General features: G+C 68.9%; 9 protein-coding genes and 1 pseudogene. 8 read left to right on the top strand and 2 right to left on the bottom strand.

The window, feature by feature from the left end:
* Nucleotides 1–9 precede the first annotated feature (9 nt).
* From ACS8YF_RS04625 to ACS8YF_RS04615, 3 genes are read left to right on the top strand one after another with little or no spacing between them, the layout of a single operon-like run.
* Nucleotides 10–1,215: a TIGR02678 family protein gene (locus ACS8YF_RS04625; RefSeq protein WP_440849044.1), complete on the top strand. Its 1,206-nt coding sequence runs from the start codon at nt 10–12 to the stop codon at nt 1,213–1,215.
* Nucleotides 1,212–5,339, top strand: a complete 4,128-nt coding sequence (locus ACS8YF_RS04620) for a TIGR02680 family protein (RefSeq protein WP_440849043.1) — start codon at nt 1,212–1,214, stop codon at nt 5,337–5,339. The genes ACS8YF_RS04625 and ACS8YF_RS04620 overlap by 4 nt, the downstream gene beginning before the upstream one ends.
* On the top strand, nt 5,329–6,537 hold the full coding sequence (locus tag ACS8YF_RS04615; protein WP_440849042.1) for a TIGR02679 family protein: 1,209 nt from the start codon (nt 5,329–5,331) through the stop codon (nt 6,535–6,537). Before ACS8YF_RS04620 ends, ACS8YF_RS04615 begins: the two co-directional genes overlap by 11 nt.
* Nucleotides 6,538–6,572: 35 nt before the next feature.
* On the opposite strand, the gene pyrE is transcribed toward ACS8YF_RS04615, so the two are convergent.
* Entirely contained in the window at nt 6,573–7,223 is a 651-nt protein-coding gene (gene pyrE, locus ACS8YF_RS04610) for an orotate phosphoribosyltransferase (protein WP_440849041.1), read from the bottom strand.
* Between the two features lie 114 nt (nt 7,224–7,337).
* Between pyrE and ACS8YF_RS04605 the strand changes: the two genes are divergently transcribed.
* The 3 genes from ACS8YF_RS04605 to ACS8YF_RS04595 are packed head-to-tail and all read left to right on the top strand — an operon-like array spanning nt 7,338 to nt 10,917.
* Nucleotides 7,338–8,129 carry an exodeoxyribonuclease III gene (locus tag ACS8YF_RS04605; RefSeq protein WP_440849040.1) on the top strand — a complete coding sequence of 264 codons (792 nt, stop codon included), beginning with the start codon at nt 7,338–7,340 and terminating at the stop codon, nt 8,127–8,129.
* Nucleotides 8,113–9,525, top strand: coding sequence for an AmpG family muropeptide MFS transporter (locus tag ACS8YF_RS04600; RefSeq protein ID WP_440849039.1), 1,413 nt, complete (start codon nt 8,113–8,115; stop codon nt 9,523–9,525). Before ACS8YF_RS04605 ends, ACS8YF_RS04600 begins: the two co-directional genes overlap by 17 nt.
* Nucleotides 9,526–9,543: 18 nt before the next feature.
* The gene (locus ACS8YF_RS04595; protein ID WP_440849038.1) at nt 9,544–10,917 is read left to right on the top strand and encodes a DUF4139 domain-containing protein; all 1,374 of its coding nucleotides are present in this window, start codon (nt 9,544–9,546) and stop codon (nt 10,915–10,917) included.
* Nucleotides 10,918–10,959: 42 nt separating this feature from the next.
* On the opposite strand, the gene ACS8YF_RS04590 is transcribed toward ACS8YF_RS04595, so the two are convergent.
* A complete protein-coding gene (locus ACS8YF_RS04590) occupies nt 10,960–11,847 on the bottom strand; it encodes a polyprenyl synthetase family protein (protein ID WP_440849037.1) in 888 nt (295 codons plus the stop codon).
* A gap of 173 nt (nt 11,848–12,020) precedes the next feature.
* Between ACS8YF_RS04590 and ACS8YF_RS04585 the strand changes: the two are divergent.
* Both ACS8YF_RS04585 and shc read left to right on the top strand, forming a co-directional pair.
* A pseudogene (locus ACS8YF_RS04585) lies at nt 12,021–12,947 on the top strand (phytoene/squalene synthase family protein); the annotation flags it as partial.
* 84 nt (nt 12,948–13,031) lie between these two features.
* On the top strand, nt 13,032–15,050 hold the full coding sequence (gene shc / locus ACS8YF_RS04580) for a squalene--hopene cyclase (protein ID WP_440849075.1): 2,019 nt from the start codon (nt 13,032–13,034) through the stop codon (nt 15,048–15,050).
* Nucleotides 15,051–15,102 lie beyond the last annotated feature (52 nt).

The raw sequence follows: 15,102 nt of genomic DNA, 5'->3' as shown, positions 1-15,102 counted from the left end.
AGGCGCCTGATGGCCGAAGCCGCCGTCATCGACGCCAGAACCCGCGAGATTGACGAGCAGCGCCAGCGCGCGCTGCGCGCATTGCTGGCGCGCCCCTTGATGCCTGCCGACGACCGGGTGTTTGGCCTGGTCCGCGCCCATGCCGACTATCTGCGCACCTGGTTCGCCCGCGAATGCGGTTGGGTGCTGCGCGTCGAGCGCGGACACGCGCGGCTGGCCAAGCGCGCGGCCGATGTGAATGATGCCAGCCGCGGCGCCCGCGAGTTCAACCGCAACCGGTACATCCTGCTGTGTCTGGCGCTGGCGGTGCTGGAGCGCGAGGATGTGCAGATCACCCTGGCGCGGCTGGGCGAACGCCTGATGGTCGAAGCGCTGGATTCGCAACTCGCAGCCAGCGGGTTCGTGTTCGCGCTCGATCGCCAGACCGAGCGCCGCGATCTGGTCGCGGTCTGCCGGCTGTTGCTGGCGCTCGGCATCATCTCCCGTGTGGCCGGCGACGAGCAGGCCTATATCAATCAGTCCGGGGACGCCCTCTACGATATCCACCGGCCCCTGCTGGCGGGGGTACTGGCCGGCGACCGCGGGCCGTCGGCGGTGGCTGACGCCGGAACCCTGGAGGCGCGGCTGGCCGCGTTGGCGGCCGATAATCTCGCCGAAGGCGAGGATGCGCGCCGCACCGCGCTGCGGCATCGGCTGTCGCGGCGGTTGCTGGACGATCCGCTGTTGTATCTGGACGAGCTCGATACCGACGAGCGCGAGTATTTCCTGAACCAGCGCGGCCCGATGGGCCGGCGCCTGGCCGAGGCGACGGGCCTTGCCGCCGAGCATCGGGCCGAGGGCACGGCGCTGGTCGATGCGCGCGGCGAACTCACCGATGTCGCCCTGCCGCAGCAGGGCACCGATGCCCACGCCACATTGTTGCTGGCCGAATTCCTGGCTGCGCGTCTTCGTGCCGGCCAGAGCGGGCCGGTGCCGGAGGCCGAAGTGCTGGCCTTCATGCGCGAGGCCGCCCGCGAGCACCGCAAGTACTGGCGCAAGGCCGCACAGGAAAGCGGCGCCGAGCGCACACTGGCGGCGGCCGCGCTGGAACGTCTGGAAGCCCTGCGTCTGATCCGCCGTGCCGATCAGACCATCGAGCCGCTGCCCGCCATTTGCCGTTTCCGGCTCGGCGAAGCGCGCGTGACGAAACAGAGCGATTTGTTGTCCGATCTATGAACCATCCCGAATCCGATGCCGGCGCCGCGCCGCGGCCGACAACCGCCCGCTGGCAGCCGCTGCGGCTCGGCCTGGTCGAGCTGTACCACTACGACGCCGAGGAATTCTGGTTCGAGGACGGCCATCTGCTGCTCCGCGGCAACAATGGCACCGGCAAGTCGAAGGTGCTGTCGCTGACGCTGCCGTTTCTGCTCGATGCCAGCCTGTCGTCGGCGCGGCTGGAGCCGGACGCCGACCCGGGTAAGCGCATGGACTGGAACCTGCTCATGGGCGGACGCTTCGAGCGGCGCACCGGTTATGCCTGGATCGAGTTCGGTCGGGTCGAGGACGACGGGACGCCGCGCTTCACCACCCTCGGCTGCGGCCTGCGCGCCACCGCGGGGCGAAGCGGGGTGGACTCCTGGTTTTTTCTCACCGAGCAGCGCGTCGGCTTTGAGCTGGCACTGGTCACCGACCAACAGACCGTGCTCACCCGCGACCGGCTGGCCGAAGCGCTGGGCAGCCACTGCGTGCATACCACCGCGCGCGATTACCGGCGCGCGGTCGACGAGCGCCTGTTCGGGCTGGGCCCGGAGCGTTACCGCGCGCTGATCGATACCCTCATTCAATTGCGCCAGCCGCAGCTGTCCAAACAGCCGAATGAGAACAACCTCTCGGCGGCGCTGTCGCAGGCGTTCCCGCCGCTGGACCGGGCGGTGCTGGAAGACGTGGCCGAGGCCATGACCCAGCTCGATGAATATCGCGACGAGTTGGATGATTATCGCGCCATGCAAGCCGCGGTCGCGCAGTTCAATGCCACCTACGGCCGCTATGCGCGCATTCTGGCGCGCCGGCGGGCCCGCGACTTGCGCCAGGCCCAGACCGCGTTCGACAACGCCAGCGGCGAGGCGCGCGCGGCCCGCGAGGCGCTGGCCGCGGCCCAGGCCGCGCTCGAGGCCAGCCAGCAGCAGGTCGACGATACGGAAAGGCGCGCGGCCGAAACCGCCAGCCAGATCGAAGTGCTCAAGGACAGCCCCGAGATGCGCAGCGCCCGCGAGCTGCATCGGGCCCAGAGCGCAGCCGAAGACGCCGAGCGCGCCGCGGCCGAGGCCCGGCGCGATCACGAGGCCGCCCGGCGCCGGCACGAACAGGACGTCGCCAGCCTGGAACGGCGCGAACAAGCCTGTCGTGAATCGCGCGACGGGCTGGCCCGCGCCATCGCCGCCACCGAGCAGCACGCCGACCCTGCTGGCCTGGGCGCCGCCCACCGGCAGAGCTGGGGCGAGACCACGGCGCCGGATGCGCTGGGTGGCCTGGACCCGGCCGCGCGCCAGGAGATTGCTGCCACCCAGAATGGTCTCGCCACCCGGCGCGAGCAGCAGATCGCCCAGATCCGGCGCAACCTGGCGGCGGTCGACACGGCCGGCCAGCAGCACCTGCAGGCCCAGCACGAACGCGACGCGCGGCTGGCCGACAGCGAGGCCGCCGAACAAGCCGTCGGTGACGCGCGCGCTGCGCAGCAGGCCGCCGCCGAAACCCATGTCGCCGACTGGCAGCGCTTTGCCGAGCGCGTGGCCGCCACGCTGGATGCGGATACGGCGCGGGCCTGGCCGGATGCCGACGAAGCGCTGGCCGACTGGGTCAACAGCCTGGACGGCGAATCGCCGCTGGAAACCCATACCCAGGCCGTGGCCGAACGCGAGCGCCAGCGTCTGGCCGAGCGCGTCGGCGACCTCAATCAGCAGCGCGCGGCCGTCGCCGCCGAGCGCGCGCCGTTGCTCGAAGAACAGGCGCGGCTGCGCGAGGGCGGCGAGCAAGCACCGCCGGCCCCGATGACCCGCGACGCCGATCGCGGCCAGCGTCCCGGCGCGCCGCTGTGGCAGCTGGTCGATTTCCGGCCCGGCGTGGATGACGCCACGCGGGCCGGCATCGAAGCCGCGCTGCAGGCCGCCGGCGTGCTCGATGCCTGGGTCAGCCCGGCCGGCGAGTTGCTGGCGCCGGACACCCACGATCTGTGGCTGGTCGATCGCCCGGCGCAGCGCCACAACCTCGGCGCGTTCCTGGATGTGGTCGTGGATGCCGGCGATCCGGCGGCCGCTGCCATCAACACCGACCGGGTCGCGTCGATTCTGGCCGCGGTGGCGGTTGCCGAGGACGATGTGGCGCCGGCCGAATTCTGGTTGGCCGTGGACGGTCGCTATCGGTTCGGCCCGGCGCGCGGCGCCTGGGCCAAGCCGGCGGCCCAGTATATCGGCGCCGCGGCGCGCGAAGCCGCCCGCCGCCAGCGCCTGCAAGCGATCGAGACGGAACTCGCCGAGCTGGCCGCGCGCGATGAACGCATCGCCGCCGCGCTGGGTGAGCTCGGCCGCGAACGTCAGCAGCTGAAGGACCTGCTGGCCGCACGCCCGGGCGCGGATGCGCTGCGCTCCAGCCATGCCGAACTGGCGGCCAGCGAACGCAGCGCCGCCAGCGCGCGCCAGCGCCTGGCCGAAGCCGAGGATCGGCTGCAGCGCGCCCGCAGCGTCCTCGATCGGGCGCGCGAGGCGTTGCAGATGGATGCCGACGACGCCCGCCTGCCCGCCGAGCCCGAGGCGCTGGACGCGGTCGCCGCGCATCTGGCCGACTATAAGCTGGCGATTCGTGACGCGAAGGCCGCGCTTCGCGAGCACGCCCAGGCCCTGGCGGAGCGCGCCGAGCAAAGCACACGCGAACAGGCCAGCCGGGCGGATCGCGACCGCGCCGCCGCGCGTGCCCGCGAGCAACAACAACAGGCCGAACAGGCCGCCGCCCGCCACCGCGAATTGCAGGACACCGTCGGCGCCAGCGCCGAGGAAGTGCTGACGCGACTGAACGCCCTGGAGCGCGAACAGCGCACACTCGGCGAGACCCTGAAAACCGCGCGCGCGGAACTCACCCAGGCCAACAAACAGCTTGGCGGCGCCGAGCAGGCGGTCACCGATACACGGGCCCAGCTCGAAGCGCGCCAGAGCGAACGCGCCGAGGCGGTGGCCGCGTTTCAGGCTTTTGCCGAGACCGGCCTGCTGCGGGCCGCGGTACCCGATCTGCAACTGCCCGAGACCACGGCCGCGTGGACGATCGATCCGGCGTTGGCCGCGGCCCGCGGCGCCGAGGCGGCGCTGGCCGAAGTTGCCGACAGCGATGCCGACTGGCAGCGGGTGCAAAACCGTATCGGCAGCGAATTCACCGAACTGCAGCGCGCGCTGTCGGCGCGCGGCTATCACAGCGCCGGCGAGCCCACCGATCACGGTTTCGTGGTGCGGGTGACCTTCAACCAACGCAGCGAGGCCCCGGATCGGCTCCAGGCCATGCTCGACAACGAAATCGCCGAGCGTCGCAACCTGCTGACCGCGAAGGAAAGCGAAATCATCGAAAACCACCTCCAGGCGGAGGTGGCCGCACAGCTGCAGGGCCTGATGCGCGACGCCGACGCCCGGGTGCGTGCCATCAACGCCGAGCTGGACCAGCGGCCGACCTCCACCGGGGTCAAATTCAAGCTGGTCTGGCAGCCGGTGGCCGACGACGACGGCGCGTTCACTAATCTGACGGATGTGCGCGACCGTCTGCTCAACAAGGTCAGCGATGCCTGGTCGGCCGAGGACCGGGCCGCGGTCGGCGCCTTTTTGCAGCAACGCATCGCCGCCGAGCGCGACCGCGATGACGGCGCGGCGCGCATCGACCAGCTTGCCCGCGCGCTGGATTATCGCGCCTGGCATCGATTCCGCGTCCGCCGCTGGCAGGACGGCCAGTGGAAGCCGCTGTCCGGGCCGGCCTCCAGCGGCGAGCGCGCGCTGGGCCTGACCGTGCCCCTGTTCGCGGCTGCTGCCAGCCACTATGAAAGTGCGGCCGATTTCGCGCCCCGGCTGGTGCTGCTCGACGAAGCCTTTGCCGGCATCGACGACGGCGCCCGCGCCCACTGCATGGACCTGATCCGCGAATTCGATCTGGATTTCGTGATGACCAGCGAGCGGGAATGGGGCTGCTATGCCGAGCTGCCCGGGGTGTCGATCTGTCATCTGGTGCGCCGCGCCGATGTCGACGCCGTGTTCGTGTCGCGCTGGCGCTGGAACGGCCGCGCGCGCGAGCGCGCGGACGCACCGCCGGTGGCGGGCCGTCTTGCCGGTTGATGGCGAACGCCTGCACCGGCTGCTCGGCGGCCCGGAACTGGCCGGCCTGCGCCAGCGCCTGCGCAAACGCTATGCGGCGGCGGAGACCCCGGTCGACGGTTTCACCCTCGGCCAGCTCACCGCCGCCGAACGTGATGCCCTGACCGGTCTGCTCGGCCGGCGCCGCAGCAATCAGCGCTCGCTGCGCCTGTCGCACGACAAACTGGACCAGGCGCTGCGCGCCGCCGAACTGGCCGACAACCTGCGCCAGGCACTGGAATGCCTGGACGGCCCGATCGTCGATACCCGCACCGCGCGCGAGCGTGCCGACCGCGCCTGGGCCGAGGTGTTCGCCGCGCCCACCCACGCAGCACTGGCCGAGACCCTGGCCGAGCGCCGCACCCAGGGCTTGCTCAAGCGTCTTGCCGGTCGCGATGTCGATACCGCGCGCCGCCTGATCGCCCAGGCCGAGGCGGTGCTGGCGCGCCTGCCGGCACCGGGCATTGCCCGGGCGCGCCTGGCCGCCGATGCGCTCGGTGATGCGCACGGGCTGGATGCCGGTCAGCCGGTGGCCACGCTGGTACGCCGCACCCTCGACGGCGCGCGCCAGTTCGAGCGGGTGCGCGATCTCTGGGCCCAGTACGGCGTGCTGGTCAACGAACTGGCCAAACCCGTGGCGGTGCTCAATCTGCAGGCGAGCGGCGCCGGCGTAGCCGACCGGCTCATCACCACCGCGCGCGAGGCGGGGGCCCCGCTGCATCTGTCGCTACGTCTGCTCGCCCGCAATCCGCCGCTCTGGCGCCCGGGCCAGACCGTTCATGTCTGCGAGAACCCGGAAGTGCTGGCGGCAGCCGCCGACGCGCTGGCCGCCGACAGCGCACCGCTGGTCTGCATCGACGGCCAGCTTTCGGCCGCGCCCCGAACCCTGCTCGACCAACTCGCCCGGGCCGGCTGCGATTTTGTTTATCACGGCGATTTCGACTGGCCCGGGCTCACCATCGCCAACGGCATCATGGCCCGCTACGGGGCCCGGCCGTGGCGCTATCGGGCCGCCGATTACACGCCGACCGACGGACCGCCGCTGACCGGCGAGCCGGTTGAAGCCCGCTGGGACGACGCGCTCGCCGCACGCATGAAGGCCACAGGCGTGGCCGTGCATGAAGAAAGCCAGCTCGATCGACTGCTCGCCGATCTGGCCCCGGGCGTGGCGCCACAATAGCCGCCGCGGGCGCCTGCGGGTTGGGGCCATAGGGCCTAGACCACGCCGTACTGCGCCCGATAGGCCCGGATCGCGGCGACGGTGGCCTCGCTGTAGCGGCCGCGTGCATAGCCGATCACGTCGTCCAGCGTGGCCACCGCGGCGGTGGGAATGCCTTCGTCGGCGGCCAGCGCGGCCAGCGGCGAGCGGTCGTCGGCGCCGCGTTCCTGGCGGTCGAGCGCGATGAGTACGCCGGCCACTTCGCTGCCGGCCGCCCGGATTAGTTGGATCGCTTCACGCACGGCGGTGCCGGCGGTGATGACGTCGTCGACGATCACCACACGCGCGCCCAGCGGCGCGCCGACCAGCGTGCCGCCTTCGCCGTGGTCCTTGGCTTCCTTGCGGTTGTAGGTGAAGGGCACGTCGCGGCCATGCTCGGCGAGCGCGCAGGCAACGGTCGCCACCAGCGGAATGCCCTTGTAGGCCGGGCCGAACAGGCTGTCGTATTCGATGCCCGAGGCGGTGAGTGCGGCGGCATAGCCGGCGGCCAGGCGCTTCATGCCGGCGCCGGAGGCGATCTCGCCCATGTTGAAAAAATACGGCGACACACGGCCGGATTTGAGCGTGAATTCGCCGAATTTCAGCGCGTGGTATTCGTCGGCCAGGGCCAGGAAATCCTGGCTGGTGTCGGTCGCGTCGGCGGGCATCGGGCGCACTCCGGCGTTGTCGGGATCGGGCGATGAGCCCGTATGATAAGCGTTGATCCGGGGCGCGGCGAATCGCGGCGCCGATGTTTCATCAACGATCCAAGGAAAGCGTGCATGCGGGTGATGTCCTTCAACGCCAACGGTATCCGGGCGGCCCAGCGCAAGGGTTTTTTCGAGTGGATGGCCGGCCAGGATCCGGACGTGGTCTGTATCCAGGAATTGAAGGCGCAGCAGCATCAGCTCGAAGGCGTGGCAGCATTCTGGCCGGCGGGTTACCACTGTTTCTACGAAGAGGCGACCAACCGCAAGGGTTATTCTGGCGTCGCGATCTATGCCAAGCGCGAGCCGGACGCGATCATTCGAGGCATGGGCCACGAGGAGTTCGATGCCGAGGGGCGTTATATCGAGGCGCGCTTCAGTCGTCCCGGCGGCGACCTGCGCATCGCCAGCCTGTATGCGCCGTCGGGTTCCTCGGGCGACCATCGTCAGGACTCCAAGGAGCGCTATCTGCTGTATTTCCTCGATTTCCTGCGGCGGCAGGCCACCGCCCCCGGCGAGTATCTGATTTGTGGCGACTGGAACATCGCGCACAAGGAAATCGATCTCAAGAACTGGAAGAACAACCGCAAGAACTCGGGGTTTCTGCCGCACGAGCGGGCATGGATGGATCGGCTGTTCGGCGAAGTGGGGCTGGTGGATGTGTTCCGCGAGATCAATCCGGACGAGGATCAGTTCACCTGGTGGTCGAATCGCGGCCGGGCCTGGGACAACAACGTGGGCTGGCGTATCGATTATCACGTCGCCACGCCGGGGCTGGCCGAGCTGGCTACGGCCGAATATGTCTATCGCGAAACGCGGTTGTCGGATCACGCGCCGCTGACGATCGACTATGACGTCGAACTCTGAGTACCGCGTCGCCGGGCGTTCTGGCGGCAGTCAGCGCAAGGATTCGCCCGGGCGGCGCGATTGGCGCCGCGCCCTGGCGATCTATACGCAGCCGCGTGTCGTCGGCATGGGCTTTCTGGGTTTTTCCTCGGGCCTGCCGTTTCTGCTGGTGTTTTCCACCTTGTCGGCGTGGCTGACCACGGCCGGCGTGTCCAAGACCACGATCGGGTTCTTTTCCTGGATCGGGCTGACGTATTCCATCAAGTTTTTCTGGGCGCCGGTGATCGACCGGCTGCCGTTGCCGGTTTTGCATCGGCTGCTGGGGCGGCGACGCGGCTGGATGTTGCTCGCACAGACCGGATTGATGGCGGGCTTGTTCGGCATGGCCGGCACGGACCCCTCGGCGAATCTCGAGCAGATCGCCTGGTTCGGTCTGCTGGTGGCGTTTTCTTCGGCCACGCAGGACGTCACCATTGACGCCTGGCGGATCGAGGCCGTGGCGGAGGACCTGCAGGGCGCGATGGCCGCGACCTACCAGGCCGGCTACCGGGTCGCCATGCTGGTCGCCGGTGCGGGGGCGTTCTATATTGCGGCCGGCGCGTCGTGGTCGGCAGCGTATTATGTGATGGCGGCACTGGTGGGCGTGGGCATGATCACCGTGCTCGTGCTGAGCGAGCCGGACACGGCCATCACGCGCGATACCGAGATCCGTGAGCAGTGGGCCGTCGACTGGCTCGATGCGCGCGCCCATCAGCCTGCCTGGCTGCGCGGCATCGAGCGCTGGGTGATTGGCGCCGTGGCCTGTCCGTTCTGGGATTTCTTTGCCCGCTATGGTCGGCAGGCGATCCTGATCCTGCTTATCGTGAGCCTGTACCGGCTGGCCGAAATCACGCTGGGGGTGATGGCCAACCCGTTTTATCTCGATTCCGGCTATACCCCGGAGCAGATCGCGAGTATCTCCAAGATCTTCGGCCTGCTCATGACCATTTCGGGCGCGGGCATCGGCGGGGTGCTGGTGGTGCGGTTCGGTATCCTGAAGCCGTTGCTGGCCGGTGCGATCCTGTCCGCCCTCGCCAACCTGGTGTTTGCCTGGCTGGCCACGATTCACAATCCCGGTCTCGGCGCCCTGACCGTGACCATTTCGGCCGAGAACCTGTCGGGTGGACTGGCCGGCTCGGCCTTCATCGCCTATCTATCCAGCCTGACCAATACGGCGTATACGGCCACGCAGTATGCGTTGTTTTCGTCGCTGATGACGTTGCCGGGCAAGTTCGTCGGCGGCTTTTCCGGCTGGGTGGTCGACCATGCCGGCTATACCTGGTTTTTCATCGATACATCGATTGCCGCCCTGCCGGTAATCGCGCTGCTGGTCTGGCTGCTGGTCCGATCGGACAGTGAGCGCGTGCCGGCCACGTAATAGAAAGAGGAGGAAATCATGCACAGCCGATGGATCTTCACGCTCGCCGGTCTGGCCATGGCTGCGCCGTACGCGTTCGCCGCGACGGGGGGCAATTCAACGCATGCGGTCGATGCGATCGCGCTTTACAGCCAGGGCGCAGCCGTGGTGCAGGACAGCCGCGCGGTCAGTCTCGATCGGGGTGAGCAGACGGTGTCGTGGCCAGTGATCGGGGCAATCCAGCCGGATACGCTGTGGTTGTCGGGCGCCGGTGTGCAACTGACCGGCTTCGACATCAGCGCGCCGGGTGCCGACGCTTCGGGTAACAATTTGTCCGATCGCATCGGCCGGTCGGTGACGCTGCGTGCGCCGGGCGGCAAGACACGCCAGGGCACGCTGGTGAATGTCGATGGCGATACGGCCTACGTTCGCGTCGACGATCGTATCGAGCGCATCACCGCGGCCTCGCCGATCGAGATCAGCTGGTCGGTGGGCAAGAGCCGGGGCGGCGCCCGAAATAGCGGTTCGGGCCTGACCATGAACGTGGACGCCGACAAGTCGGGCCAGCGGAAACTCACCGTTACCTACCAGACCCGGGCACCGCGCTGGCAGGCCAGCTATACCGGGCGTTTCGATCCGGCGAGCGGCAAACTGCGGCTGGTGAGCCAGGCGGTGATCGACAATAGCGGCCACGATGCGCTCGATGCCAGGCAGGCCTGGCTGGTGGCGGGCGATACCTCGCGTGCCCATGGCGGCCCGCCGCGGCCGATGATGATGGCCAAGATGGCCTCGAGCGAATCCGCCGCGGCCGGCCCGCCGCAGGCGGTTGGCGATGTCTATCGCTACCCGCTGGCCCATGGCCTGCACGTCAAGGCTGGCGCCGTGAAATCGGTCGCGCTGATGAAACCGATCAGTGTGGAAGCGACACGCCGGTATCGCTTCGAGAACCAGGCGCTCAACGATACCGGTAACAGCCGCCAGCACGTCCGGGTCAGCCTCGCGTTCGACAACAGCTCGGGCCAGCCGCTGCCGGCGGGCGCGGTGCGCATCTATGACGCGGGCCACGCCGCGCAGCTGATGGGCGGGACGCGGATCGACGATACCCCGGCCGGCGCGCCGGTGACGCTCGCGCTGGGCGGGGCTTTCGATATTACCGGGACGCACCGGGTCACGAAGCAGTCGGATGATGAGGGCAACGGCAAAACGACCCGGGTACGCGTCGAGCTGTTCAATGCCGGCGACAAGACGCGCCGGGTGACGATTGCCGAACGGCTGCCGGCCGGCGCGCAGCTGGCCGACGATGCACCCAAGACCAGCGGCGGCTCGGCCGAGCAGCCGGAATGGCGGGTCAGCGTGCCGGCGGGCGGCCACCGGACGCTGCGCTATCGCTTCCTGCAGCCCAAATCGTCGTAGGCGCAGCGGGCCGGGTCGCCGGCGGGGCCCGGGCCGGCGTGTTTAATGGTCGCGCTTGACGATTTCCGCGGCGATCGCACGCAGCGGCTCGGCGTGGTCGAAGATATCCAGGGCGGCCGTGGCTTCGGTATACAGGCGTTCGGCCAGGGCCTTGGCTTCGTCCAGCCCGAGTAGGGCGGGGTAGGTCGCCTTGTGGTGGGCGATGTCCGCGCCCTGGGTCTTGCCGAGTTTCTCGGTGGATGACTCGATGTCGAGTACATCGTCGCGTACCTGGAAGGCGAGCCCGATCCGGGTGGCGAAGATATCGAGCGCGGCGCGCTGGTCGAGCGACAGGTTTTCGGCGGCGTCCGCGGCCATCATCACGCAGGCCGCGAGCAGGGCGCCGGTCTTGAGATCGTGGATCTGTTCCAGATCGTCGATGGTGACGTCGTCACGCCCCTCGGCGCCCATGTCGAGCACCTGCCCGCCGACCATGCCGCGCGAACCCACGGCATGCGCGAGCGTCGCGATCTGGGCTGCGCGCGCGGCGGGCGCATCATCCAGCCCGCCGTGGGTGGCCACGATCTCGAACGCCAGCGCCTGCAGGCCGTCGCCGGCCAGGATGGCGGTGGCTTCGTCGAAGGCGATATGCGTGGTCGGCCGGCCGCGCCGCAGATCGTCGTCGTCCATGGCCGGCAGGTCGTCGTGGACCAGCGAGTAGGCGTGGATGCATTCGATGGCAACGGCCGCGCCATCGACTTTCGTCATGGGTACGCCCAGCACCTCGGCCGCGGCATAAACCAGCCGCGGGCGTACGCGCTTGCCGGGCGACAGGGCCGCGTAACGCATGGCTTCGTGCAGCCGCGCCGGCGATGTGTCGGCGCCGGGCAGGCACGCGTCAAGCATATGTTCGATGCGTTGGCTATAATGTGATGCTTGATATTCATCCATGGTTAGTTTGCCGTCCCTGGTGGCCGGACAAACTGTCCGGCGGCTCGATAGGCCGGCTAGCTAGCCACTGAAGACCGGCAGCGTCAACTCGATGTGGCGTCTGACCGGTGCGACGATGCGCCCCGCGGCCGCGGCGTGTCGCACACGCTTGAAAACCTGGAAATCGTTCGTTCATGTCACAAGCCCCTATGCAGACGGATTCCGGTCGGCGCGCGCTGGCCTTTCAGGATGAGATCCTGCCGCATGTTTCGCGCACTTTTGCGTTGACCATACCGGAGCTCCCGGAGGCGCTGCGGGTGGCCGTCGGCAATGCCTACCTGCTGTGCCGTATCGCCGACACCATCGAGGACGATGCCGAGCTCGATTACCAGAGCAAGGCGGCCTGGCATGCCGCGTTCGTGCGCGTGGTCGAAACCGGCGCGGGCGGTGCCGACTTCGGCCAGCGTCTGGCGCCGTTGCTGGCGCCCGCCACGCTCGACGCCGAGCGCCGGCTGGTCGCGCATACGGACGACGTGCTCACCGTGATGCACGGTCTGCGCCCGGCCCAACGGGCCGCGGTCGCGCGCTGTGTGCGCATCATGTGCGACGGCATGCCGGAATACGAACGCGCGGCGAGCGCCGATGGCCTGCCGACGCTGGCGCATCTCGACCGCTACTGCTACTTCGTGGCCGGTGTGGTGGGCGAGATGCTCTCCGCGATGTTCACCGATTACGAGCCCGGCATGGGCGAGCACGACGCCGAGCTCAACCGCCTGGCCGTATCCTTCGGCCAGGGTCTGCAGATGACCAATATCCTGAAGGATATCTGGGCCGACCACGGGCGCGGGGTCTGCTGGCTGCCGCGCGACGTGTTCGCGCGCCACGGCTTCGATCTGTCGGAACTGGGCAAGCGCGGCGCCGACGAGGCGTTCGCCGCCGGCTTGTACGAATTGATCGGCCTGGCCACCGGGCACCTGCGCAACGCACTCGAATTCACCCTGCGCATTCCCGGGCATCAGAAGGGCATGCGTCGCTTCTGCCTGTGGGCGATCGGGCTGGCGCTGCTCACGCTCCGCAAGATCCAGGCGCATCCGTATTTCACCGACGGCGCGCAGGTCAAGGTGTCGCGCCGCAGCGTGCAGGCGACGGTGCTCACCACGAATCTCGCGGTGGCCGACGACGATCGCCTGCGGCATCTGTTTCATATGACCGCGGGCGACCTGCCGGCGCTCACGCCGAAACTGGCGGACGATCCCGCCGCGCCGATCAACGATATCGCCGAGCTGCCGCGCCGGTCGTCGGCGACCGCGACGCTGCCGGCCGGCCTGGGTGATGCCATCGAGGCGGCCGAGCAGCGCCTGTTCGCTGACCAGAACCCCGATGGTCACTGGCGCTACGAGTGCGAGGCCGACTGCACGATTCCGGCCGAGTACATCCTGATGATGCATTTCATCGGCGATGTCGACACCGCGTTGCAGGCGCGCGTGGCCAACTTTATCCGTTACAAACAGGCCGCGCATGGCGGCTGGCCGTTGTATTACGGTGGCGATCTCGATCTGTCGTGTTCGGTGAAGTGCTACTACGCGCTCAAGCTCGCCGGCGACGATGTGGATGCGCCGCACATGGCGCATGCGCGCGAGGCGATCCTGGCGCGCGGCGGCGCCGGTCAGGTCAACGTGTTCACCTTGATCGCGCTGGCTCAGTTCGGCCAGGTGCCCTGGCGGGCCGTGCCCTTCATTCCGGTGGAGGTCATGCTCATGCCGGAGGCCTCGCCGTTCCATCTGTCGAAGGTCAGCTACTGGTCGCGCACGGTGATGGTGCCGTTGTTCATCCTCACCAGCCTGCGCACCATGGCGCGCAACCCGGCCGGCGTGAACGTGCGCGAACTGTTCACCATTCCGCCCGAGCAGCAGCGCGACTTCGTGCCGGCGCAGAACAGGCTGCAGCGTGTATTCAAGGGACTCGACCGGGTCGGGCGCAACATCGAGCCGTTGATCCCGAAGCTCGTGCGCAAGCGGGCGATCAAGATCGCCGAGAACTGGATCATCGAGCGTCTCAACGGCACCGACGGCATCGGTGCCATCTTCCCGGCGATGGTCAATGTCTACGAGGCGCTGGGCGAACTCGGCTATCCGGCCGATCACCCGTACCGCGCCAACACCCGCCAGGCGATCGACGACCTGGTGTACGACCATGGCGACATGGCCGACGTGCAGCCTTGCATGTCGCCGGTCTGGGATACCGGCCTGGCCAGCCTGGCGCTGCAGGAGGCCGCCGGCACGGGCGACACCCCGGTGGTGCGTGCCGGGCTCGACTGGCTGGCCGCGCGCCAGGTGCTCGATGGCCCCGGCGACTGGCGGCGGGATCATCCGGACCTGCCCGGCGGCGGCTGGCCCTTCCAGTACGCCAACGATTACTACCCGGATCTGGACGATACCGCCGTCATCGCCTGGGCGATGGTCAACACCGGCGACGGCGCGACCTATGGTCGTGCGATCACGCGGGCGACCAACTGGCTGGTCGGCATGCAGTCGTCGAATGGCGGTATCGCGGCCTTCGATACCGACAACAACCATGAATATCTCAACGAAATTCCGTTCGCCGACCACGGCGCGCTGCTCGATCCGCCCACGGCGGATGTCACCGCCCGCGTCATCACGCTGGTCGGCCTGCTGCAGCGGCCCGAGGACCGGCCGTTCATCGAACGCGCGCTGGCCTATCTCCGGCGCGAACAGGAGGCCGACGGCTCCTGGTTCGGCCGCTGGGGCACGAACTACATCTACGGCACCTGGTCGGTGCTGATGGCGCTGGAGGCACTCGGCGAGGACATGAGCCAGGGCTGGATCCAGCGTGCCGTGGCCTATCTCAAGGGCATGCAGCGCACCGACGGCAGCTGGGGCGAGGACAACGGCAGCTACTGGGAGCCGCCGCGCGGACGCTCGGATGTTTCCACCAGTTTCCAGACGGCCTGGGCCATGCTCGGTCTGATGGCGGCCGGCGAGCGCGGCTCGGCCGCGCTGGCGCGGGGCGCGGCCTGGCTGATCGACCGGCAGGGCGCGGATGGCGCCTGGCACGATCCGGAGCACACCGCCCCGGGTTTCCCGCGTGTGTTTTATCTCAAGTACCACGGCTACACCCGTTACTTCCCGCTCTGGGCATTGGCGCGCTACCGCAATCTGCACGGCGATCCGGCACCGGATGCCGGCACGGCGGACGCCGGCTGAGTCGATGTCTGTCGTTTATCGTCCAGTGGGGCCGCGCCCTCGCGGGTGTGCC

The organism is Salinisphaera sp. SWV1, assembly GCF_052044155.1.
GTDB lineage: Bacteria > Pseudomonadota > Gammaproteobacteria > Nevskiales > Salinisphaeraceae > Salinisphaera.
Note: the sequence above shows the minus strand (reverse complement) of the source record. Positions and strands in the feature narration are given on the sequence as shown.

Bases quoted from the DNA above. Each gene is read 5' to 3' on its own strand.
- ACS8YF_RS04620 (WP_440849043.1), top strand. From the start codon at position 1,212: ATGAACCATCCCGAATCCGATGCCGGCGCCGCGCCGCGGCCGACAACC.
- ACS8YF_RS04595 (WP_440849038.1), top strand. From the start codon at position 9,544: ATGCACAGCCGATGGATCTTCACGCTCGCCGGTCTGGCCATGGCTGCG.
- pyrE (WP_440849041.1), bottom strand. From the start codon at position 7,223: ATGCCCGCCGACGCGACCGACACCAGCCAGGATTTCCTGGCCCTGGCC.
- ACS8YF_RS04600 (WP_440849039.1), top strand. From the start codon at position 8,113: ATGACGTCGAACTCTGAGTACCGCGTCGCCGGGCGTTCTGGCGGCAGT.
- ACS8YF_RS04605 (WP_440849040.1), top strand. From the start codon at position 7,338: ATGCGGGTGATGTCCTTCAACGCCAACGGTATCCGGGCGGCCCAGCGC.
- ACS8YF_RS04590 (WP_440849037.1), bottom strand. From the start codon at position 11,847: ATGGATGAATATCAAGCATCACATTATAGCCAACGCATCGAACATATG.
- ACS8YF_RS04625 (WP_440849044.1), top strand. From the start codon at position 10: ATGGCCGAAGCCGCCGTCATCGACGCCAGAACCCGCGAGATTGACGAG.
- shc (WP_440849075.1), top strand. From the start codon at position 13,032: ATGACCGCGGGCGACCTGCCGGCGCTCACGCCGAAACTGGCGGACGAT.